We start from the raw sequence: 21800 nt of genomic DNA, 5'->3' as shown, positions 1-21800 counted from the left end.
GTGCTTCCGGTTGGTTCAAACCACCCGGAAGCACTCGAAACCCCCGTAAGAGGAGTGACTAACCGGAGACCCCGTTGATGCCGCCGGGCAGGTCGATGAGCTCGTAGCCGAGGTCCGCGTACTGCGCGCAGAACCGCGCCGAGCGCACGCCCGAGGCACAGTGCACCACCACGCGCTCCGCGTCGCCCAGCGCGCGGCGCACGGTGTCCGGGCCGAAGATGTCCGACAGCGGCAGCCGCACGGGATCCAGGGAGGCGAGGGAATCGTTGAGCATCTTCTCGTGCGGCTCGCGGATGTCGAGGAGGATGGCGCGGCCGGCGCGGACCTCGTCGAGCGGGGAGGGGCCGACCGCACACACCGCCTCCCCGTAGGACTCCTCCAGCGAGGTGACCAGCTCGCGCGCCGGGTCGGCGGCGATCTGGAAGGTGCGGGTGGCACCGGGGAAGGCGTCGTAGCTGAGCATCCGTCCGGGGACCACGTCGAGGCCGGCGAGGTAGCCGATCGTGGTGGTGGCCAACAGGGCGCCGACCACGGCGGTCGTGGCCCCGAGGACGCCGGCGGTGGCGCAGTCCTCGATCCCGGGCGGCTGCTCGGGGAAGAGATCCCGCAGCCCCACACCCCGCGAGGAGGGCCCGGAGGTGAACAGGCACACATCCCCGTGGAAGCGCAGCACGGTGCCCCACACCAGCGGGGTGCCGGTGATCTCGGCGGCGTCGGCGACGAGGTACTTGGTCTGGAAGGAGTCGGAACCGTCGACCACGAGATCCACCGATCCCACCAGCGACACCGCATTGCCCACGGTCAGCCGCTCGTTGAGTGCCGTCACCGTGATGCCGGGCTGCAGCTCGGCCAGGCGCTCGGCGACCACCTCGACCTTCACCCGGCCGACGTCGGAGGCGCCAAAGAGGATCTGGCGGTGGATGTTGGTGATGTCGACGGTGTCGTCGTCGATGACGGTGATGTGGCCGACTCCCGCCGAGGCGAGGGACTGCATGGCCGGGCAGCCGAGGCCACCGGCGCCGATGACCAGGACGTGGGCGTCGGCAAGCGCCTGCTGCTGGGCCGGACCGTAGCCGGGCAGGGCCAGCTGGCGGGCGACGCGGCGCAGCTCGGAATCATCCATCTACAGCACCTGATCCGACCAGGACACCAGGCCGTCGAAACTGGAGGAGGCCACGGCGTGCTCGCGGCGTGGGATGCGGCCCGCACCGGCGGCCAGGCGCCCGGCCTCGACGGCGTGCTTCATCGCGGTCGCCATCGCCACCGGGTCCTGGGAGCGGTTGACGGCGGAGGCGAGGAGGACTCCGGAGCAGCCGAGCTCCATGGCCAGGGCGGCGTCGGAGGCGGTGCCGACGCCGGCGTCGAGAAGCACGGGCACGCCGGCCCGCGAGCAGATGAGCTCGATGTTGTGCGGGTTGAGGATGCCCAGGCCGGTGCCGATCGGCGAGCCCAGCGGCATGACCGCCGCGCAGCCGACGTCCTCGAGGCGCCGGGCCACGACCGGATCGTCGGAGGTGTAGGCGAGCACCACGAAGCCCTCGGCGACGAGGAGTTCGCAGGCGTCGATGAGCTCGACGACGTCGGGAAGCAGGGTGTGCTCGTCGGCGATGACCTCGACCTTCACCCAGTTGGTGCCCAGCGCCTCGCGAGCCAGCCGCGCGGTGATGACGGCGTCGCGTGCGGTGCGGCACCCGGCGGTGTTGGGCAGCGGGGCGATGTCCAGGCGCTGGAGCAGGTCGAAGACGGATTCCCCGGTGCCCGCGGCGTGGCGGCGCATGGCCACGGTGGTCAGTTCGGTGCCGGAGGCGCGCAGTGACTCCTCCAGCAGGGACATCGACGTCGCCCCGCCCGTGCCCATGATGAGGTGCGAGTCGAAGGTGCGGTCGGCGATGGTGAGCATGGATCAGCCTCCCTGGACTGCGGTGAGAATGTCGACGGTCATGCCCTCGCTGAGCGGGCGGTCCCACGCGGAACGGGGGACGACATCGCCGTCGACGGCCACGGCCACACCGGCGGCGGGCAGCTCGCCGAGGGTCTCCTCGACGAGGCCGAGGAGGGTGGTCGCGGAGGTCTCGACGGGCTCGTTGTTGACGGTCAGGTTCATGGTCACTCCTTGTGTCGGTGCGGGTCGCACGCCGCGAGGTCGATGCCCGGGTCGGTGCCCTCCACCAGGTGGACGGCCACGTCGGCGGCCAGCGCGGTGAGCAGGATGCCGTGGCGGAAGTACCCGGTGGAGACGATGAGGTTTTCGTTCACCTTTCCAAGGTACGGAAGATCATCCGGCGTGCCCGGGCGCGCACCCGTGGTGGCCTCGAGGAAATCGCACTCCTCGATGCCGGGGACGAGGCGGCCGGCGTCGCGGAGCAGGTCGTGGACGGCGCCGGTGCGGGGGACCGGGCGGTCGTCCTCGCGGGAGGTGGCGCCGATGGCGATGGTGTCGTCGGTGCGCGGGATGAGGTAGACGGGGCGGTCCTCGACGAAGCCGCGCACCACCCGGGTGAGCAGCGGCCGCAGGTGCGTCGGCACCCCGAGGCGCAGGATGTCGCCGTAGACCGGGCGCAGCTTGAGGCCGGGGTAGAGCGCGCCGGCGCCGAGGCCGTTGGCCAGGATGACCGGGCCCGCGGGCAATGTGTCGGCCTGGGTGCGGACGATGGGCACGGAGAGGGCGGTGAGGGCGTCGAGAAGCGCGGCGGCGAACAGCCGCGGGTTGACCTGGTGATCACCCGGGATGTGCACCGCGCCGGCCAGGTGCGGGGACAAGGCGGGCTCGAGCGCGCGGGCCTGCCGCAGGGGCAGCCGCTCGGCGCTCATCGCGTGCCCGGCCTGGTACTCGGCCAGCTCCGCCAGGTGCGTCGCATCCGCCCGGTCGGCCGCCACCACGAGGGTGCCCTCCGTGCGGTAGCCGGTGGGCAGGGCCGTGTGCTTCTCGACGATCCCCATCAACCCCGGATACAGCTCCGCCGAGCGCAGCATGAGGGGGAAGAGGGGCTCCTGCCGGTAGACCACCTCGGCGACAGGGGCCAGCATTCCGCCGGCGTGGTGGGTGGCCCCGGAGGCCGGCGCCGGGTCCTGCAGGGTGACCTCGTGCCCGCGGTCGGCCAGACGCAGCGCGGTGGCCAGGCCGATGAGCCCGCCACCGACGACGGTGATCACTCGAAACCCGCCACCAGGCGGGCGGCGTAGGCGCGGGGATCGTCGGCGTTCATGAGCCCACGCACGACGGCCAGGCCGGCGACCCCGGTGGCGGCCAGGTCGGCGGCATCGTCGGCGGTGACGTCACCGATGGCCACCACGGGCACCCGCGACAGCGCCGTGAGTTCCCGGTAGCCCGCGAGACCCAGCGGCGGGCGGCCGGAGTCCTTCGTCGGGGTGGGGCGGTAGGGGCCGGCGCCGATGTAGTCGATGAGGTCGCCGAGCTCGTTGGAGGCCTCGACCATCGCTCGAGTGCCCGTGGTCAGGCCGATGATCGCGTCCGGCCCGAGCAGGTCGCGGACCTGCGCCACCGGCAGATCCGTCTGGCCGACGTGCACGCCGTGGACGGGCAGGCCCTGCCGCATGAGGGAGAGGGCGACGTCGACGCGGTCGTCGATAAGCACGGTCGCCCGGTCACCGACCTCCCGGGCGATGTCCGCGGTGAGCTCGTAGAGATCGAGCGCGTCGATCGGCTTGCTGCGCACCTGCACCGTGCCGCAGCCGCCGGCGACGGCCTCGCGCACCACCTCAAGGATGTGCTCGCGGGTGCCGGAGCCGGTCACGAGGTAGCAACGCAGGTCAAGGGAGGGACGCATCATTCACCGATTCGAGATAGACATGGGAACCGCGCTTGCGGAACTCCTCCGACATGGTACGCATCCCGTCCTCCGCCTCCGGCGCACCCACCTGGGGCAGGCCGAGCTTCGCGCCGAAGGTGTCGCGGATGTCCTGGCTGATGCGCATGGAACAGAACTTCGGGCCGCACATGGAGCAGAAGTGGGCGGTCTTCGCCGGCTCGGCGGGCAGGGTCTCGTCGTGGTAGGCCTGCGCCGTCTCCGGGTCGAGCGAGAGGGCGAACTGGTCGTGCCAGCGGAACTCGAAACGCGCCTTCGACATGGCGTCATCCCAGTCCCGCGCGCCGGGGTGGCCCTTCGCCACGTCCGCGGCGTGCGCGGCCAGCTTGTAGGTGATCACGCCGGTCTTGACGTCATCGCGGTTCGGCAGACCGAGGTGCTCCTTCGGGGTGACGTAGCACAGCATCGCGGTGCCACCCATGGCGATGTGCGCGGCGCCGATGGCGGAGGTGATGTGGTCGTAACCCGGAGCGATGTCCGTGACCAGCGGGCCGAGGGTGTAGAAGGGGGCGTCGGAGGCCCACTCCTGCTCCAGCTCGTTGTTTACCTGGATCATGTTGAGCGGCACGTGTCCCGGACCCTCCACCATGACCTGCACGTCATACTCCCAGGCCCGGCGGGTGAGCTCGCCGATGGTCTTCAACTCGGCGAACTGGGCGTCGTCGTTGGCGTCGGCGAGGCTGCCCGGGCGCAGACCGTCGCCGAGGGAGAAGGCGACGTCGTACTGCGCGAAGATCTCACACAGCTCGTCGAAGTTCTCGTAGAGGAAGGACTCCTTGTGGTGCGCCAGGCACCAGCCCGCCATGATCGACCCGCCGCGCGAGACGATGCCCGTCACCCGCTCCGTGGTCAGCGGGATGAAGGGCAGGCGCACGCCCGCGTGGACGGTCATGTAGTCGACGCCCTGCTCGCACTGCTCGATGACGGTGTCCCGGAAGATCTCCCAGGTGAGGTCCTCGGCGATGCCGTTGACCTTCTCCAGGGCCTGGTAGATCGGCACCGTGCCGATGGGCACCGGCGAATTACGGATGATCCACTCGCGCGTGGTGTGGATGTCATTGCCGGTGGACAGGTCCATGACCGTGTCCGCGCCCCAGCGGGTCGCCCAGCGCAGCTTCTCCACCTCCTCCTGGATCGACGAGCTCACGGCCGAGTTGCCGATGTTCGCGTTTATCTTCGTGAGGAACTTCCGGCCGATGATCATCGGCTCCGACTCCGGGTGGTTGATGTTGTTCGGCAGGATCGCCCGGCCCCGCGCGATCTCCGCGCGCACGAACTCCGGATCGCAGTGCTCGCGCAGCGCGACGAACTCCATCTCCTTCGTGACGATGCCCTGCCGCGCGTAGTGCATCTGCGTCACCCGCTGTCCCTCCAGCGCACGCAGCGTCGGGCGCTTCTCGCCCTTCCACTCGGCCGAGGCCTCGCCGCGCCGGGTCGCCGTCTTGCCGTCATCGGCCAGGTTGCGCGGGCGGCCCTCATACTTCTCGACGTCCCCCCGCTCCGCGATCCACTCGGCCCGCAGCGCCGGCAGGCCGACGGTGACGTCACACTCCGGCCCGCGCGTGCGGTAGACGCGGAAAGGCTCGTTGGGGCCGGTGGGGGAGTCGTCCAGGTGGATCTCCGTCTCCGGGACGCTCAGACCGTTCTTCTCGACGGGTGCGAATCGGTGCTTCGGGTGAATCTCAGTGGAGTGATGGGTGGGCTGCACAGCCTCGCCTCTCTTCCTTCGCCGGTACTAACCGGACAGGTTCAAACGGTGCTTGCGCGGCTACAACAGCGCAATCTCAGCCCGATGCCTCAGGCGCCCGTGGGGTCGTCGGTCATCGTACCACCGGAGGTTTTGCACGGGGGTGGGCGGTGTGGGAGACTAGGCGGGTTGTATGTAACGGGCACGAACCGGTCGAGCGTCCCACCAGGGAAGAAGCCGCCAGGGTCCTCTGTCCAGAACTGAAAAGGAACATGTCGCATGAACATTCTCGACAAGGTTGACGCCGCACAGCTGCGCGACGACATCCCGGCCTTCCGTGCCGGTGACACCCTCGACGTCCAGGTCAAGGTCATCGAGGGCTCGACGGAGCGCACCCAGCTGTTCAAGGGTGTCGTCATCCGTCGCCAGGGCTCCGGCATCCGCGAGACCTTCACCATCCGTAAGGTCTCCTTCGGTATCGGCGTGGAGCGTACCTTCCCGGTCCACTCCCCGAACATCGCCTCCATCGAGGTCACCCGCCGCGGCGACGTCCGCCGTGCGAAGCTGTACTACCTGCGCGAGCTGCGCGGCAAGGCAGCCCGCATCAAGGAGAAGCGCTAAGTTTCGCCGGACTATTGACTCACGCCTGTGGCGTGGGTTACAGTCTAGATATTGCTTCACCGGACGAAAGTCAGGGTGAGGAAGTGAACCCCGGAAGTTCCGTCGCAAGACGGGACCCGGGGTTTGCGCATTGCTGGGGTCGGGGGCGGGCCCTACGCCAGCAGCTGCCGGGAGGCCAGGTCGCGGTACAGCTCACTCGACTCCATGAGAGAGGTGTGGGTGCCGACGGCGGAGATGCGGCCGTCGGCAAGCACGATGATCTGGTCGGCGTCGGTGACGGTCGAGAGGCGGTGCGCGACGACGACGAGGGTGCGGTCGGCGGCCGAGGCGGCGATGGCGTCGAGGATGAGCTGCTCGTTGTGGGAGTCGACGGCGGAGGTGGGTTCGTCGAGAAGCAGGATGGGCGAATCCATGAGCAGCATGCGGGCGAGGGCGAGGCGCTGGCGCTGGCCGCCGGAGAGGGTGAGGCCGCGGTCGCCGAGTTCGGTGTCCAGGCCCTCGGCCTCCTCCATGCGTTCGCGCAGGTTGACCTGGTCGAGTGCCCACCAGCACTGCTCGTCGGTCGCGTTCGGGGTGGCCAGGCGGAGGTTGTCGCGGACGGAGCCGGCCAGCACGGCGGCCTCCTGCTCGACGTAGCCGACGATGTCGCGTACCGACGCCCGCGTCAACCCCGCCATGTCCTGGTCGCCGAGCCACAGTCGGCCGGAATTCGGGTCGTAGAAGCGCTCGATGAGCGCCAGCATGGTTGATTTGCCGGAGCCGGAGGGGCCGACGATGGCGGTCTTGGTGCCGGCGGGGATGGTCACGGAGACGTCGGAGAGGACGGGGGTGTCGTCGGTGTAGGAGAAGGAGACGTCGTCGAAACGCACGGTCCCGGAGGGGCGGGCGGTGGTTCCGGTCTCGGACTCCTTCTCCTCGCCCATGACCTGCTCGATGCGTTCGATGGCACCCATGGCCTGGCGGATGGTGGTGATGGCGCTGAAGATGGCGCCCAGCGGCATGGACACCATGAACAGGTAGAGCACGAAGGTGACCAGGTCGGCGACGGTGATGGTGCCGGCGGCCACGCGCGCGCCGCCGAGGCCCAGGACGAGGAGGAAGGATCCCTGCATGGCCAGCCCGGCGGCGGGGAAGATGAGGGCGGCGACGCGGGCGATGCGCACGCCCTGCAGCCAGGCGTTGTCGGCGTCGGCACGCAGGGTGGCTTCGACGGAGTCCTGTGCGCCGGAGGCCCGGATCGTGCGCACCGCGACGAGGGCGCGGTCCATGCCGGCGCCGAGATCGCCGACGGCCTGCTGGGCGCGTTTGGTGTAACGCTGAATGAGTGTCGAGGAGCCGATGACGGCCAGCAGCGTCACCGTCACCACCGCCATGACCAGGGCCAGCATGAAGACATCGACCATGGCCATGAGCACGATCGCGCCGATCATCGTCGCCACACCACCGATCGCGCTGACCAGTCCGCCGGTGAAGGCGGCACGGATGATGGTGGTGTCCGAGCCCAGGCGAGTGACCAGGTCGCCGGTGCGGTGGCGGTCGTAGACGGGGATGGGCAGGCGCAGGAGGTGGCCGATGAGATCGTAACGCGTCGCCTTCACGGCCGATTCCGCCGTGACCGTGAGCAGGTAGGACTGCAGCGCGCCGAGTACGGAGGACACGACGAGCAGCGCCACGAGGATCCACGCCAGGTGGGCGATGGGCCCCTGCCCGACGGTGGTGATGAGCCGGTTGATCACCAGTGGCTGGGCCAGCCCCAGTCCGGAGCCGACCAGGGAGAGCACCACGGCCACGGTCAGCGCCGCCTTGTGGTGGGCGAGCATGGCCAGCAACGTGCGGAAGGCAGGGGAGTTCATGTCGATCCAGTCTAGGCCCGTGCCCGGCTGCTAGGCTCGGACCCCGTGACTGATGCGGAGAGAAACCACGAGGAGTCGACGGGGTCGACGGCGGCGTCGGCAAGCGGGGCGGAGAAGAAGTCCGCGCCGTGGTACATCGAGATTCCGGTGGTCATCGCGGTGACGCTGCTGGCGATCTTCCTCATTCAGACGTTCGTCGGGCGGGTGTACATGATTCCCTCGCAGTCGATGGAGCCGACGCTGCACGGCTGTGCCGGGTGCACGGGCGACCGCATTTTCGTGGACAAGATCAGCTACCGCTTCAGCGATCCCGAGCCGGGGGATGTCGTGGTGTTCAAGGGCACCGACTCCTGGAATCAAGGCTTCGTGTCGCAGCGATCGCACAACGATGTCGTCCGCGCGCTGCAGAACGTCGGTTCCTATGTGGGACTCGTCGCGCCCGATGAGAATGACCTGGTCAAGCGCATCGTGGCCACCGGCGGGCAGACGGTGTCCTGCCAGGCCGGCGACCCGGCGGTGATGGTGGACGGGGCGCCCGTCGACCAGTCCTACACCTTGACTCCGCTGGCGTATCCCGTGGATCCGGCGACCGGCTCCGAGGCCTGCGGCGGCCCCTTCTTCGGACCGCTCACCGTGCCGGAAGGCAACTACTTCATGATGGGCGACAACCGCACCAACTCCGCCGATTCCCGCGCCCACCTGGGCGATGAGCACCAGGGCACCATCCCGGAGGAGAACATCCGCGGCAAGGTCCAGTTCATCATCTTCCCGTTCAACCGCATCGGCGGTGTCGCCGACCCCGCGATCCAGGGGTAGTGGAGGAGCTTCTCGACGCCCGCGGTCTCGGCCCCGTCGCCGGCGTCGACGAGGCGGGGCGGGGCGCCTGCTGCGGGCCACTCACCGTCGCCGCCTGCATCCTGCCGCCGGGGGAGCTGCCGGGGCTGGAGAAACTGACCGACTCGAAGAAGCTCACGCCCGCCTGGCGGGAGCGGCTCTACCCGCGGATCATCGAGGCCGCCGTGGCGTGGTCGGTGGTGAGCATCTCCGCGACGGCCATCGACGCCCGCGGCATCCAGCACGCCAACATCTCCGGCATGCGCCGCGCGGTGGCTGCCCTGGACGTGCGCCCCGGATATGTCCTCACCGACGCCTGGAAGATCCCCGGTCTGGACGTCCCCCACCTGCCGGTACTCGGCGGGGACGCGCACGTGCGCGCTATTTCCGCGGCCAGTGTCCTGGCGAAAGTCACCCGCGACCGGCTCATGGTGGAGATGGACGCCCGCTATCCCGCCTACGGACTGGCGTCGCACAAGGGCTATTCCACGAAGGCGCACATGGCTGCGGTGCGTCAGCACGGGGCGACGCGTGAGCACCGATACACTTACGCCAACGTCGTGAAGGCCCACGACGACTGGCTTGAGCATGTGAGGAGTGAGTAGTGAGCGCTGAGGAACTCGACAACTACGAGGCAGAGGTGGAGCTCTCCCTGTACCGCGAGTACCGGGATGTGGTCAGCCAGTTCTCCTACGTCGTGGAGACCGAGCGCCGCTTCTACCTGGCCAACGCCGTGGAGCTCATCCCGCACACCGACGGCCGCGACGTCTACTACGAGGTCCGCATGTCCGATGCGTGGGTCTGGGACATGTACCGTTCCGCCCGTTTCGTGCGCTACGTCCGTGTCATCACCTACAAGGACGTCAACATCGAGGAGCTGGACAAGCCGGACCTCATTCTGCCGGAATAGTCAAATCGGCACAGGCCCCGCCTGTGGATAACTCGAGTTATCCACAGATCCGGGGCCATTCTTCTTGTCTGCACTTTTCTTCCCGCTTCTCGACGCCCACCCTGGAGTCACCACACCAATTCCAGGGGGGAATCACATGTCCGTTGCCCAGAAACGTCGCACCCGGCTCGGCCGGCTGGGAGAGTCCGAGGCCGCCGCCTTCTACCGCCACCGCGGGGCGGAGGTCCTCGACCGCAATGTCGCCTATCCCGTCGGCGAGCTCGACCTGGTCTGCCGGGAACCGGACGGCACGATCGTGTTCGTCGAGGTCAAGACCCGCTCCGGTCGCGGCTTCGGGGGCGCGGAGGCGGTGACCGGCCGCAAACTGGCCCGCATCCGCCGCGCCGCCGCCCGGTGGCTCGACGGCCGGGAGCACGTCCGCGTGCGTTTCGACGTCCTCGTGTTCACCACCATCCGCCACGGCTTCGACGTGGAGTTTTACGAGGGGGTCGAGCATGGCGCTCGGTAGAGCCCGCACCATCGCCCTCGACGGGGTGACCGCCCACCCCGTCACCGTCGAGGTGAACGTCGGCCCCGGGTTGCCGGGCATCCACCTCGTCGGGCTGGGGGACACGGCGGTGAGCGAATCGAAGGACCGGGTGCGCACCGCCATCACCAACTCCCGGCTGCCGTGGCCGAAAACGAAGATCATCGTGTCCATGTCCCCGGCCTCCCTGCGCAAATCCGGCTCCCATTTCGACCTGCCCACCGCTCTGGCGGTCCTGGCGGCCGGGGCGCCGGCACCTCGTCTGCGGAGTGCCGTGGTGGTGGGGGAGTTGGGTCTCGACGGCACCGTCCGCGCCGTTCCCGGCGTCCTGCCTGCCCTGCTCGCCGCCCGCGCGCACGGCTTCACCCACGCGCTCATCCCGCCGGGCAACGCGGCCGAGGCCACGCTGGTCGACGGGGTGCGCGTCCTGGCGGCTCCGACGCTCGCGGCGGCCTGGGCCTGGGCGACCGAGGCCGGTGAGCTGCCGGTGGCAGCCGGTAACGAGGGTGCCGAGAATCGCTCCGTGCCGGATTTCGCCGACCTCGCCGGGCAGCGGGAGGCGCGCTTCGCCGCCGAGGTCGCGGCGGCGGGCGGGCACCACATGCTGCTGCTGGGCCCGCCGGGCTCGGGAAAATCGATGATCGCGGCCCGCCTGCCGGGCATCCTGCCGCCGCTCACCCCGGCGCAGTCGCTCGAGTCCACCGCCGTGCACTCGGTGGCGGGCAACGGGCGCGTCATGCGGCGGGCGCCGTTCATTGACCCGCACCACTCCGTCACGCGGGCGGCGCTGCTCGGAGGCGGCTCCGGGAACCCGCGTCCGGGCGCGGTGAGCCTCGCCCACCACGGGGTGCTCTTCCTCGACGAAGTCTCGGAGGTGCCCGCCGCCATTCTCGACGGCCTGCGCACCCCCCTCGAGGACGGGCAGATCAGGCTGCTGCGCGCCCACCGCGAGGTGGTGTTCCCCGCCCGTTTCCAGTTGGTGCTCGCCGCGAATCCCTGCCGGTGCGCGACGGAGGATCCCGCCCGCTGCCGTTGTCGTTCGCAGGATCGGGCCGCCTATCTGCGTAACCTCTCGGGCCCCATGCGCGATCGCCTGGACATCACGGCGCGGACCTCCGCGGCCGGGGTGCTGGCGGGGGAGGTGGAGTCCTCCGCCGTCATCGCGGGACGGGTCGCGGAGGCGCGGGAGCGCGCACGTGCGCGCTTCGGGTGCGTCAATGCGGCGATGGATCCCCACCGCCTGCGCCGCGAGCACCCGGCCGATGAAGCCGGAATGTCCACGCTGGGATCCCTCCTGGCCACGGGCGACATCACCCAGCGGGGCGTCGACCGCGCGCTGAAACTGGCCTGGACGCTGGCGGATCTCGACGCCGCCGCCCAACCCGACCTCGACCACGTACTGCGTGCGGCGGAACTGCGGGAGGGGGTATGAGCGAGCTGGACTGGGCCTACCTCAACCGGGTGATCGAGGGACCGTCGCGGCCCCTGCAGCAGCTGCTCGCCGCCGGGCGGGACGCCTCCGAGATCGCGTCCGGGGTACGGACGCGGGCCTCCTGGCTCGGGGAGCTGGCGGGCCAGACCGCCGCGCGGCACACCTTCGACCGGATGGAGGAGGACGTCGCCGCGGCTGCGGCAGTGGGGGCGCGTCTGATCGCCCCGGAGTCCGCGGAGTGGCCGACCGCCGAGTTCGACCGGGCCTTCGGTTTCGCCGCCACCGGCCGCAGCGAACATCTGCGCAGCTACCAGGCGGACGCGGTGCCTCCGCACGCGCTGTGGGTGCGGGGTGGTCCGTTGGCGCCGGCGGTGGCGCAGTCGGTGGCGGTCGTGGGCACGCGGGCGGCGACCCGTTACGGGCTGGAGGCCACCCGGCAGATCGCCACCGGCCTGGCCTCACACCAATGGACGGTGGTCTCCGGGGGAGCCTTGGGCATTGACACCGTGGCCCACGAAACAGCGCTCGGCGCCGGTGGAATGAGTGTGGCGGTGGCCGCCTGCGGGATCGACCGCACCTATCCGGCCCGGAACGCGGGGCTGCTCGACCGGATCGCCGCCTCCGGGTGCGTGGTGACCGAATATCCGCCCGGCACCCCGCCGCAGCGCCACCGCTTTCTCACCCGGAATCGGCTGGTGGCGGCGCTCACCGCGGGCACCGTCATCGTGGAGGCCGCGTGGCGCTCGGGCGCTTTGAACACGCTCTCTTGGTGTGAAGGGCTCGGGCGTGTAGCCATGGCGGTGCCCGGGCCCGTCACCGGCGCGGGCTCGCTGGGCTGCCACGAGAGGATCAAGGAGGGGCGCGCGCAACTAGTCACGGGTGCCGATGACATCCGGGCGCTGCTGGGTGCGGTGGGGGCGCTCGACGTCTCCGAGCAGTACGAGCTGGCCTTCGCCGCCACACCCGTGCAGTCGTTGACGCGCAACGAGCTGCGATGCTTTGACGCCATCGAGCCCGCCGGATCCGTCGCCCAGGACATTGCCGCCGCGGCAGGACTGCCGCTGCCGCTGGCGGTGCACCTGCTCATGGAACTGAACAGGCGGGGGGTGGTGACGCGCGAAGGGACGCGATGGAGTCGCGCGGATACACTGTGACCTCATGAGTGCACACGAGTCACAGCTGGTGGCGGCGATCGAGGACTTCGCCGACCACTCCCGACTCGTGCTCGGCCGCTCCGAGGCCACAGTCCGCGGCTACCGCTCCGACCTGCTCTCGCTGGCCGAGTCGGTGGAGGGCTTCGCCGGTTTCACCCTCCCCGCCCTGCGCGCCTGGCTGGCGGCGGCGGTGCGGGAGGGGCGGTCGCGGGCCACCATCGCCCGGCGCACGGCCTCCGCCCGCAGCTTCTCCACGTGGGCGCTGCGCCAGGGGCACCTCGATTCCGATGTCGCCGCCCGCCTGGTCTCCCCAAAGGTGAGTCGACACCTCCCGGAAGTGCTCGGAGTGGCGAAGGCGGGGGAGTTCGTCGGCAACGCGGCCTCCGCCGACGAGATCGAATTCCTTCGAGACACCGCCATGCTGGAGATGCTCTACGCCACGGGGGTGCGCGTCTCGGAACTGACGGGCATCAACGTCGCCGACCTCGACCTGAACCGGCGCACGGTGCGCGTGCTGGGCAAGGGTGACAAGGAGCGCGTCGTCCCCTTCGGGGAGGCCGCCGCCGAGGCCGTCATCGCCTGGCTCGACCGTGGGCGCGCCGAGCTGGCGGGGGACACCCCGGCGCTGTTCGTCGGCGTGCGCGGGCGGCGCATCGATCCCCGCCAGGTGCGCCGCGTCGTGGAGAAGGCCGGACAGGTGACCGGGCAGCGCATCACCCCGCACGGGCTGCGGCACACCGCCGCGACCCACCTGCTCGAAGGCGGGGCCGACCTACGCGTGGTGCAGGAGATGCTGGGGCACGCCTCACTGCAGACCACGCAGATCTACACGCACGTCTCGGCGGAGCGGCTCAAGGACGTGTTCAAGCAGGCGCACCCGCGGGCGTGATCTTGCCGAACCCACGCTACTCGGATACGCTGATTCATGGAAGCCGTGATGCAGCCATACTGACTACTTGTTCCGCTCCCGGTGAGGAGGGTTGTTGCGGGTCTTTTTTCAGACCGAGAGTTGGAACTGATCGCCCGCGACCCGAGCTACAAGGCAGCGCGATGGGGCGCGGAGGTCATCAAGAGCTCAGCCGATGAACGAGATCTCAGGGCCATGAAGTCCCTGCACCTGGAAAAGCTGTCGGGCGATCGCGCTGGCACATTCTCCATTCGCCTGAACCGGAAGTACCGGTTGATCCTCCGGTTCGACACCGATGAGGTCGGGCGGCTGGTCGTGATTCTGGAAATGCTCGACTACCACCGATGAGGAAGGGAAGGAGGTGAAAAGAATGGACGCGACGTCTGTGGCCGAGGCGTTCCCTGCCGGCGAGTTTCTGGCAGAGGAGCTTGAAGCGCGAGGCTGGACGCAGCAGGACTTCGCCGCAGTTCTCGGCCGACCGGTTCAGTTCGTGTCAGAGGTCATCACTGGGAAGCGCGAGATCACGCGGGAATCTGCCGCGCAGATCGGAGCGGCTCTGGGGACATCGGCGCAATTGTGGCTCAACCTGCAGGAAACCTACCTTCTGTGGGTGCAGTCCCAGGACGAACAGGTGCAGGCGTCCATCGATGCGGTGCGCCTCCGGGCTCGCCTGCGGGAGCTTGCGCCCGTCCGGGAGCTGCAAAAGCGGGGCTTCGTCTCTGAGGGGCCACCAGAGGAACAGGCGCGTGACATTGTGGGATTGCTGGGGATGGGTTCACTCGATGACGTCCCCGAAATATCCTTCGCGCCCCGTCGCAGCAATTCGGATGAGACGGTCACCCTGGTCCAGCGTGCGTGGGTGGCTTGTGTGCGGCAGGTTGCCGGACAGCTGTGGGCCGCTCCCTATGATCGGGAGGCGTTCGAAGGTGTAGTGCGGGGACTGTCGTCGGCAGTCCGCCAGCCGTCGTCCATGGCCAACTTTCAGGCTTCCTTCGCGGAGGCAGGGGTGCGTCTGGTGTATCTCGAAGCTTTCCCGGGGGGAAAGCTGGACGGGTGTGCGCTACTTCTAGGTGGCGCCCCGGTCATCGGCATTTCTGGGCGCGGAAAGCGACTGGACAAGGTCCTGTTCACCATCCTCCATGAGTCGGCTCACGTTCTGCTCGGGCACGTCGAGCAGGCCGGAGGCGTCATTGCAGACGACCTCGCCACCCCGAGCGAGGAACTGTGGGAGCGGGAGGCCGATGAGTTGGCAGGATCATTAGCCCTGGCAGGCGACATTGCCACGGTCCCAGGCCGGATCACCAGGACGTGGGTAGACGCTGAGGCGCGTCGGTTGGATGTGCATCCGCTGGTGCTCATCGGCTGCCTGCAGAAGGAGGGACGCATCCCGTGGAGCACGACGCTGGTGCGGGATGCGATCTCGGCAGTCCCGCACCTGGAAGCGTGGGACGCGCCCCGCCCCCTCAGGGGTTCGGCTTCAGCCTGATCACCGGCGCATCCAGTAGCCCCAAGGGATTGAGGTAGTCGTCGGCCCCCCGCCGCGCGCCCCAGTGCAGGCCGGGCCAGCCGTCGACCGGGTGCCCGAGCACTCCCAGCGCCTGGCCCTCCCGCACCCCCTCGCCCCGCGCCACCCGCGCGTGCACCGGCTGATAGGTGGTGCGCACCCCGTCGGCATGATCCACCGAGACCGTCGGCGTCCCCGCGACCACGCCCGCAAACGCCACCACCCCGTCTCCGGCCGCCACCACTGCGCCGCCCACGGGCAGGGCGAGGTCCACACCGCGGTGCCCGGGCAGCCAGTTGTGCTCGGGACGGTCGAAGGCGCGCAGTACGTGCACGGAGCCGGTGGGGGAGACGTAGGCGTGGGCGGGAACGCCCGCCGCGACCAGCAGGAACAAAAGGAGCACCACGAACCACCGCATGCCCGTCACGTTAACGTCGCGGCGGGCACGGGGGCGTCGATAAGCACGGAGCCTGTGGATGGTGGGGCGGGTGTGACGGGCCTGTGGACAACTCCGCCGCTCGGTTTGGAGAACGCAGGCCAGGGGGCTAAAGTGGGCGCCAGCAGTGTGCCCGAAAGGGTGCGCTGACTACGCGCGGCGGGGAACACCGACGTTGACCTGGTCCCGGATATCCGGGTGTCGGCGGTCGGCCTCGTCGCTAGGGTGCAGGACAAAACCTGCACGTCACAGATCAGAAAACCGAAAACTACCAGAAAGTGAGCGTGACATGGCAGTCGTTACCATGCGCGAACTTCTCGATGCCGGTGTCCACTTCGGCCACCAGACCCGTCGTTGGAACCCGAAGATGCGTCGCTTCATCTTCACCGACCGCAACGGCATCTACATCATCGACCTGCAGCAGACCCTGACCTACATCGACGCAGCGTTCGAGTTCGTCAAGGAGACCGTCGCCCACGGCGGTTCCATCCTGTTCGTCGGCACCAAGAAGCAGGCCCAGGAGGCCGTTCAGGTCGAGGCCGACCGCGTCGGAATGCCCTACGTCAACCACCGTTGGCTGGGCGGCATGCTGACCAACTTCCAGACCGTCTCCAAGCGTCTGCACCGCCTCAAGGAGCTGCAGGCCATGGATGCTGCCGAGGACGGCTACGAGGGTCGCACCAAGAAGGAGATCCTCATGCTCACCCGCGAGCGCACCAAGCTGGAGCGCGTCCTGGGTGGTATCGCCGACATGACCCGCATCCCGTCCGCTCTCTGGGTGATCGACACCAACAAGGAGCACATCGCGGTCAACGAGGCCCACAAGCTCAACATCCCGGTTGTGGCGATCCTGGACACCAACTGCGACCCGGACGTCGTCGACTGGCCGGTCCCGGGCAACGACGACGCCATCCGCTCCACCGCCCTGCTGTCCCGCGTCATCTCCACCGCTGTGGAGGAGGGCAAGAAGGCACGCGAGGAGCGTCAGCTTGCCGCTTCCCGCGAGGCTGCCGGCGACACCCAGGAGAAGGCCGCCGCCGACGCCGAGAAGGCTGCCGAGCAGACCGAGGCTCCGATCGCCGAGGCCGTCGAGGCTGCTGTCGACACCGAGGCTCCCGCAGCTGAGGCTGCCGAGGCCACCGAGGGTGCCGAGAACTAAATCCAGGCGCCTGGCCTGAACCCCTTTGAGGCCCCCGCCGGTCGTGTACGCGGCGGGGGCCTTTCCCATCGACTACGCTGTGTGGTCGATAACCGTTCCGATACGAGGAGGATCGCCCCGACTATGGCGAACTACACTGCTGCAGACGTCAAGAAGCTCCGCGAGCTCACCGGCTCCGGCATGCTCGACTGCAAGAAGGCCCTGGAGGAGTCCAATGGTGACTTCGACAAGGCTGTTGAGATCCTGCGCATCAAGGGTGCGAAGGACGTGGGCAAGCGTGCCGAGCGCTCGGCTTCCGAGGGCCTGATCGCCGTCTCCGGCAACACCATGGTGGAGATCAACTCCGAGACCGACTTCGTGGCCAAGAACTCCGAGTTCAAGGAGCTCGCCGCCACGATCGCCGAGGCTGCCGCCGCCGCCAAGGCCAACACCCCGGAGGAGCTCGCCGCCGCTGACGTCGACGGCAAGCCGGCCGCCGAGGTGCTGCAGGAGATGTCCGCCAAGATCGGCGAGAAGCTCGAGCTGCGTCGCGCCGCCACCGTCGAGGGCGACAACGTCGCCGTGTACCTGCACCAGCGTGCCTCCGACCTGCCGCCGGCCGTCGGCGTGCTCGTCGCCTACACCGGTTCCGGTGCTGAGGCCGAGGCTGCCGCCAAGGCCGCCGCTATGCAGGTCGCCGCCCTCAAGGCCGGCTACCTCACCCGTGAGGACGTCCCGGCTGAGGTCGTCGAGAAGGAGCGCTCCATCGCGGAGCAGATCACCCGCGAGGAGGGCAAGCCGGAGCAGGCCATCCCGAAGATCGTCGAGGGTCGCCTCAACGGCTTCTACAAGGACGTCGTCCTGCTCGAGCAGACCTCCGTCGCCGACTCCAAGAAGACCGTGAAGCAGCTCATGGATGACGCCGGCGTCACCCTGACCGGCTTCCAGCGCTTCGAGGTCGGCCAGGCCTAAGCCGCTTATCGACGACCGCCGCGCCCCTCGGGGCGCGGCGGTTTTCGCGTCTTGGGGCCACGGGATAGGATGGACCCGATTCAGCCGCCCCCTTCTCAAGGAGCTCATACGGTGACCAACCCCAGCCCGAAACGGACCAGCTACAAGCGCGTCATGTTGAAGCTCGGAGGTGAGATGTTCGGCGGAGGCGAGGTCGGCATCGATCCCGACGTCGTCGAGAACGTCGCCCGCCAGATCGCCGAGGTGGCCAACACCGGCGCGGAGATCGCCGTGGTCATCGGCGGCGGCAACTTCTTCCGCGGTGCGGAGCTGCAGCAGCGCGGCATGGACCGCGCCCGCTCCGACTACATGGGCATGCTCGGCACGGTGATGAACTGCCTGGCACTGCAGGACTTCCTCCAGCAGAAGGGCGTCGACTGCCGCGTGCAGACCGCCATCAACATGGCCCAGGTCGCCGAGCCCTACCTGCCGCTGCGCGCCGCCCGCCACCTGGAGAAGGGTCGCGTGGTCATCTTCGGCGCCGGCATGGGCATGCCGTACTTCTCCACCGACACCACCGCCGCCCAGCGCGCCCTGGAGATCGGCTGCGACGTCCTCTTCCTGGCCAAGGGTGTCGACGGCGTGTACTCGGATGACCCGCGCACCAACCCGGACGCCGAGCTGTACACGGAGATCACCCCGCGCGAGGTCATCGAGAAGGGCCTCAAGGTCGCCGACGCCACCGCCTTCTCCCTCTGCATGGACAACGACATGCCGATCCTGGTGTTCAACCTGCTCACCGACGGCAACATCGCCCGCGCCGTGGCGGGGGAGCAGATCGGCACGCTGGTCAAGTCCTGAGTCCGTCCTGGTAGATTGATGCAGGTAAACACACCTTAAGAAAGGCCCGACCCATGATCGACGACATCCTCCTCGAGTCCGAGGACCGTATGACCCACACCGTCGAGCACACCCGTGAGGATCTGACCACGATCCGTACCGGCCGTGCCAACCCGGCGATGTTCAACAGCGTCATCGCCGACTACTACGGCGTGCCCACCCCGATCACCCAGATGGCGACGATCTCGGTCCCCGAGCCGCGCATGCTCATCATCAAGCCGTACGAGATGAGCGTCATGAACGACATCGAGAACGCCATCCGTAACTCCGACCTCGGCGTCAACCCCACCAACGACGGCCAGGTCCTGCGCGTGACCATCCCGCAGCTGACCGAGGAGCGTCGTAAGGACATGGTCAAGGTCGCCAAGGGCAAGGGCGAGGACGGCAAGATCGCCATCCGCAACATCCGCCGCAAGGGGATGGAGCAGCTGAAGAAGCTGCAGAAGGACGGCGACGCCGGCGAGGACGAGGTCCAGGCCGCGGAGAAGGAGCTGGACAAGGTCACCGCGACCTACGTCTCCCAGATCGACGAGATCGTGTCCCGCAAGGAAGATGAGCTGATGGAGGTCTAGCACCTCCCCTCCGAATCTTCCCGTCCCCCGTTCCCCACACCCCAGGAGTCTCCCGGTGAGCGAACCCAAGTTGGGTCACCTGCCGAAGCCGAAGAACTCCGCCGGCCGCAACCTGCCGGCGGCGATCGGCGTCAGCGCCCTGCTCGGCGGGCTGGTCCTGCTGGCCGTGTGGATCGGCCCGGTCGGCTGGTACCCCCTGGTGGCCGCCGCGGTGGGCGTGGCGACGTGGGAGGTGGTCGTGCGACTGCGCGAGCGCTCCTACTTCATCCCCCGGGTGCCCATGCTCGTGCTGGGGCAGCTCATGGTGTGGCTGTCCTGGCCCTTCGGCACCACCGGCCTGGTGGCGGCCTACGTCACCGCCGTGCTGTTCATGATGTTCGGGCGGCTGTTCTACCACGGCCGGACTACCCCGCCGCAGAACTATCTCCGGGACACCGCGGTGGCCATCTTCGTGCTCACCTGGATCCCGCTGTTCGCCAGCTTCGCGGCGATGCTCTCCCTGCTCTCCTCTGACGGGGTACCGGGGAGCCTGTTCATCATCACCTTCATGCTGTGCGTGGTGGCCTCCGACACCGGCGGCTACATCGCCGGTGTCATGTTCGGCTCCCACCCGATGGCCCCGGCCGTGAGCCCCAAGAAGTCCTGGGAGGGCTTTGCGGGTTCCGTCATCGGCGGCAGTGTCACCGGTGCGCTCACCGTGTCCCTCCTGCTGCACGAGGCGTGGTGGATCGGCGCGCTCATGGGCGTGGGGCTGGTCGTGTGCGCCACCCTCGGTGACCTGGTGGAGTCCCAGTTCAAGCGCGAGCTGGGCATCAAGGACATGTCGACGCTGCTGCCCGGCCACGGCGGCCTCATGGACCGCCTCGATGGCATGCTGCCCTCGGCCATGGTGACGTGGCTCGTGCTCAGCGTCCTCGGCGGATAGCCCGGCTCAGCCGAGCAGCTTGCGCTGGCGCTTCACCTGGCGGCGCAGCTCGAACATCCGCACCCCGCCGACCAGCGCCATGATGAGCGCGCCCGTGATGGCGGAGAACAGATAGCCGATACCGGCGGGGAAGTGGAACGTCCACGACAGGATGTTCAGCTCCACCTGCTGCTGGTTCTGCAGGATGAACACCAGCAGGGCGATGAGCAGCAGCGCGCCGATGATGAGCGCCGCCCAGGTGCCGCCGGCCACCGAGTTCTTCACCTTCGTCTCCACGGTCGTCTCCGTGACCGGCCCCCGGGTGGGGAGTTCCTCCGCGTGGACATCGCGGTACTCGTCGAGATGATCCGGCATGGGTTCATCGCGGACGGCGGGTGTGCGCTCCGGGTCCATGTCGTACACCGGATCGTTGTCATGTGGTCGTGTCATACCATCATTCAACGCTGTACGTGCGAGTTCCGCCACGTACAACGCCGAATACTTGGGTAACAACCCGATGACGTGCCAAGATGGGGGGCATTATGGCTGAACCCGTGACCCTCCAGTTCTCCGCCCCCAAGCGGGGCATGCCGCCCACCCACTTCGCCGACCTCACCCCCGAGGAACGCATCGCCCGCATCACCGACCTCGGACTGCCCAAGTTCCGCGCCGACCAGGTCGCCCGCCACTACTACGGGCGCTTCGAGGCGGACCCCTCCACCATGACGGATCTGCCGGTGGCGGCCCGGGAGTCCATCACGCGGGAGCTGTTCCCCACGCTGCTCTCCCCGGTGCGTTCCATCGAGACCGATGACGGCAGCACCACCAAGTCGCTGTGGCGTCTCAACGACGGCACCCTGCTCGAGTCGGTGCTCATGCGCTACCCGGACCGGGCGACGCTGTGCATCTCCTCCCAGGCCGGCTGCGGCATGGCGTGCCCCTTCTGCGCCACCGGCCAGGCGGGCCTCGACCGCAACCTCTCGGCCTCCGAGATCGTGGACCAGGTACGGGCCGCCGCCGCCACGATGGAGGCGGAGGGTTCCCGCCTGAGCAACATCGTGTTCATGGGCATGGGGGAGCCGCTGGCCAACTACAAGCGGGTCGTCTCCGCGGTCCGCCAGATCACCCAGCCCTCCCCGCAGGGCTTCGGCATCTCCCAGCGCAACGTCACCGTCTCCACGGTGGGGCTGGCGCCGGCGATCCGCAAGCTGGCTGACGAGAACATGTCGGTCCGACTGGCGGTCTCCCTGCACACCCCGGACGATGAGCTCCGCGACACGCTCGTGCCCATCAACAACCGTTTCACGGTCCAGGAGGTGCTCGACGCCGCCCGCTACTACGCCGACAAGTCCGGCCGCCGCGTGTCCATCGAGTACGCCCTCATCCGCGACATCAACGACCAGGACTGGCGCGCCGACCTGCTGGGCAAGAAACTGCACAAGGCGCTCGGCCCCAAGGTGCACGTCAACCTCATCCCCCTCAACCCGACCCCGGGCTCGAAGTGGGACGCCTCGCCGAAGGAGCGGCAGGACGAGTTCGTCCGCCGCGTCATCGCGCAGGGCGTGCCGTGCACGGTGCGCGACACCCGCGGCCAGGAAATCGCCGCAGCCTGCGGCCAGCTTGCTGCAGAGGAGAAATAGCGGC

The 21800-nt window shown here is 68.8% G+C and carries 25 protein-coding genes and 1 riboswitch; of the genes, 16 read left to right on the top strand and 9 right to left on the bottom strand.

Annotation, left to right across the window (positions count from 1 at the left end; translation table 11 throughout):
• Positions 1-58: 58 nt before the first annotated feature.
• The 6 genes from ACFPUZ_RS01120 to thiC form a co-directional block, all read right to left on the bottom strand.
• A complete protein-coding gene (locus ACFPUZ_RS01120; protein ID WP_376999036.1) occupies positions 59-1123 on the bottom strand; it encodes a ThiF family adenylyltransferase in 1065 nt (354 codons plus the stop codon).
• On the bottom strand, positions 1124-1900 hold the full coding sequence (locus ACFPUZ_RS01115; RefSeq protein ID WP_376999034.1) for a thiazole synthase: 777 nt from the start codon (positions 1898-1900) through the stop codon (positions 1124-1126).
• Positions 1901-1903: 3 nt separating this feature from the next.
• Positions 1904-2104, bottom strand: a complete 201-nt coding sequence (gene thiS / locus ACFPUZ_RS01110; RefSeq protein ID WP_376999031.1) for a sulfur carrier protein ThiS — start codon at positions 2102-2104, stop codon at positions 1904-1906.
• A gap of 2 nt (positions 2105-2106) precedes the next feature.
• The gene (thiO, locus tag ACFPUZ_RS01105) at positions 2107-3153 is read right to left on the bottom strand and encodes a glycine oxidase ThiO (RefSeq protein WP_376999028.1); all 1047 of its coding nucleotides are present in this window, start codon (positions 3151-3153) and stop codon (positions 2107-2109) included.
• Positions 3150-3788 (bottom strand): thiamine phosphate synthase, encoded by a 639-nt coding sequence (locus ACFPUZ_RS01100; RefSeq protein WP_376999944.1) that lies wholly within the window; start codon positions 3786-3788, stop codon positions 3150-3152. Before ACFPUZ_RS01100 ends, thiO begins: the two co-directional genes overlap by 4 nt.
• On the bottom strand, positions 3772-5535 hold the full coding sequence (gene thiC, locus ACFPUZ_RS01095; protein WP_376999025.1) for a phosphomethylpyrimidine synthase ThiC: 1764 nt from the start codon (positions 5533-5535) through the stop codon (positions 3772-3774). Before thiC ends, ACFPUZ_RS01100 begins: the two co-directional genes overlap by 17 nt.
• Positions 5531-5646: riboswitch (TPP riboswitch) on the bottom strand. It overlaps the preceding gene by 5 nt.
• Positions 5647-5793: 147 nt before the next feature.
• Here thiC and rplS point away from each other — a divergent pair.
• Positions 5794-6135, top strand: a complete 342-nt coding sequence (gene rplS / locus ACFPUZ_RS01090; RefSeq protein ID WP_376999022.1) for a 50S ribosomal protein L19 — start codon at positions 5794-5796, stop codon at positions 6133-6135.
• Between the two features lie 152 nt (positions 6136-6287).
• Here the strand turns inward: rplS and ACFPUZ_RS01085 are convergent, their stop codons facing one another.
• Complete coding sequence (locus tag ACFPUZ_RS01085) at positions 6288-7988, bottom strand: ABC transporter ATP-binding protein (RefSeq protein ID WP_376999019.1); 1701 nt, start codon at positions 7986-7988, stop codon at positions 6288-6290.
• 135 nt (positions 7989-8123) lie between these two features.
• Here ACFPUZ_RS01085 and lepB point away from each other — a divergent pair, with 135 nt between their 5' ends.
• The 9 genes from lepB (at position 8124) to ACFPUZ_RS01040 (ending at position 15237) form a co-directional block, all read left to right on the top strand.
• Entirely contained in the window at positions 8124-8804 is a 681-nt protein-coding gene (lepB, locus tag ACFPUZ_RS01080; protein ID WP_376999942.1) for a signal peptidase I, read from the top strand.
• Entirely contained in the window at positions 8804-9427 is a 624-nt protein-coding gene (locus ACFPUZ_RS01075; RefSeq protein ID WP_376999016.1) for a ribonuclease HII, read from the top strand. The genes lepB and ACFPUZ_RS01075 overlap by 1 nt, the downstream gene beginning before the upstream one ends.
• The gene (locus ACFPUZ_RS01070; RefSeq protein ID WP_040086107.1) at positions 9427-9732 is read left to right on the top strand and encodes a DUF2469 domain-containing protein; all 306 of its coding nucleotides are present in this window, start codon (positions 9427-9429) and stop codon (positions 9730-9732) included. Before ACFPUZ_RS01075 ends, ACFPUZ_RS01070 begins: the two co-directional genes overlap by 1 nt.
• A 136-nt stretch (positions 9733-9868) precedes the next feature.
• Positions 9869-10240 (top strand): YraN family protein, encoded by a 372-nt coding sequence (locus tag ACFPUZ_RS01065; RefSeq protein ID WP_376999012.1) that lies wholly within the window; start codon positions 9869-9871, stop codon positions 10238-10240.
• The gene (locus ACFPUZ_RS01060; RefSeq protein ID WP_376999010.1) at positions 10227-11690 is read left to right on the top strand and encodes a YifB family Mg chelatase-like AAA ATPase; all 1464 of its coding nucleotides are present in this window, start codon (positions 10227-10229) and stop codon (positions 11688-11690) included. The genes ACFPUZ_RS01065 and ACFPUZ_RS01060 overlap by 14 nt, the downstream gene beginning before the upstream one ends.
• Entirely contained in the window at positions 11687-12844 is a 1158-nt protein-coding gene (gene dprA, locus ACFPUZ_RS01055) for a DNA-processing protein DprA (protein ID WP_376999007.1), read from the top strand. The genes ACFPUZ_RS01060 and dprA overlap by 4 nt, the downstream gene beginning before the upstream one ends.
• A gap of 4 nt (positions 12845-12848) precedes the next feature.
• Positions 12849-13733: a tyrosine recombinase XerC gene (locus ACFPUZ_RS01050; RefSeq protein WP_376999005.1), complete on the top strand. Its 885-nt coding sequence runs from the start codon at positions 12849-12851 to the stop codon at positions 13731-13733.
• A gap of 120 nt (positions 13734-13853) precedes the next feature.
• Entirely contained in the window at positions 13854-14099 is a 246-nt protein-coding gene (locus tag ACFPUZ_RS01045; protein WP_376999002.1) for a type II toxin-antitoxin system RelE/ParE family toxin, read from the top strand.
• Between the two features lie 22 nt (positions 14100-14121).
• Positions 14122-15237, top strand: coding sequence for a HigA family addiction module antitoxin (locus ACFPUZ_RS01040; RefSeq protein WP_376999001.1), 1116 nt, complete (start codon positions 14122-14124; stop codon positions 15235-15237).
• Here the strand turns inward: ACFPUZ_RS01040 and ACFPUZ_RS01035 are convergent.
• Positions 15215-15673: a peptidoglycan DD-metalloendopeptidase family protein gene (locus ACFPUZ_RS01035; RefSeq protein ID WP_376998998.1), complete on the bottom strand. Its 459-nt coding sequence runs from the start codon at positions 15671-15673 to the stop codon at positions 15215-15217. The two genes, ACFPUZ_RS01040 and ACFPUZ_RS01035, sit on opposite strands and share 23 nt — an antisense overlap.
• A 307-nt stretch (positions 15674-15980) precedes the next feature.
• On the opposite strand from ACFPUZ_RS01035, the gene rpsB reads away from it, so the two are divergent.
• From rpsB to ACFPUZ_RS01010, 5 genes are all read left to right on the top strand, one after another.
• The gene (gene rpsB / locus ACFPUZ_RS01030) at positions 15981-16850 is read left to right on the top strand and encodes a 30S ribosomal protein S2 (RefSeq protein ID WP_376998995.1); all 870 of its coding nucleotides are present in this window, start codon (positions 15981-15983) and stop codon (positions 16848-16850) included.
• Between the two features lie 123 nt (positions 16851-16973).
• A complete protein-coding gene (gene tsf / locus ACFPUZ_RS01025) occupies positions 16974-17801 on the top strand; it encodes a translation elongation factor Ts (protein ID WP_376998993.1) in 828 nt (275 codons plus the stop codon).
• Between the two features lie 153 nt (positions 17802-17954).
• Positions 17955-18641: a UMP kinase gene (gene pyrH / locus ACFPUZ_RS01020; protein ID WP_376998990.1), complete on the top strand. Its 687-nt coding sequence runs from the start codon at positions 17955-17957 to the stop codon at positions 18639-18641.
• A gap of 53 nt (positions 18642-18694) precedes the next feature.
• The gene (frr, locus tag ACFPUZ_RS01015; RefSeq protein WP_376998987.1) at positions 18695-19252 is read left to right on the top strand and encodes a ribosome recycling factor; all 558 of its coding nucleotides are present in this window, start codon (positions 18695-18697) and stop codon (positions 19250-19252) included.
• A 55-nt stretch (positions 19253-19307) separates the two neighbouring features.
• Entirely contained in the window at positions 19308-20177 is an 870-nt protein-coding gene (locus tag ACFPUZ_RS01010) for a phosphatidate cytidylyltransferase (RefSeq protein ID WP_376998986.1), read from the top strand.
• 6 nt (positions 20178-20183) lie between these two features.
• Here ACFPUZ_RS01010 and ACFPUZ_RS01005 read toward each other — a convergent pair whose 3' ends face one another.
• Positions 20184-20606 (bottom strand): LapA family protein, encoded by a 423-nt coding sequence (locus ACFPUZ_RS01005; RefSeq protein ID WP_376998983.1) that lies wholly within the window; start codon positions 20604-20606, stop codon positions 20184-20186.
• A 92-nt stretch (positions 20607-20698) separates the two neighbouring features.
• Between ACFPUZ_RS01005 and rlmN the strand changes: the two genes are divergently transcribed.
• Entirely contained in the window at positions 20699-21796 is a 1098-nt protein-coding gene (rlmN, locus tag ACFPUZ_RS01000; RefSeq protein ID WP_376998981.1) for a dual-specificity RNA methyltransferase RlmN, read from the top strand.
• Positions 21797-21800 lie beyond the last annotated feature (4 nt).

The sequence above is a fragment of the Corynebacterium nasicanis genome (assembly GCF_042658165.1).
In the GTDB taxonomy this organism is placed as follows: Bacteria; Actinomycetota; Actinomycetes; order Mycobacteriales; family Mycobacteriaceae; genus Corynebacterium; species Corynebacterium nasicanis.
Note: the sequence above shows the minus strand (reverse complement) of the source record. Positions and strands in the feature narration are given on the sequence as shown.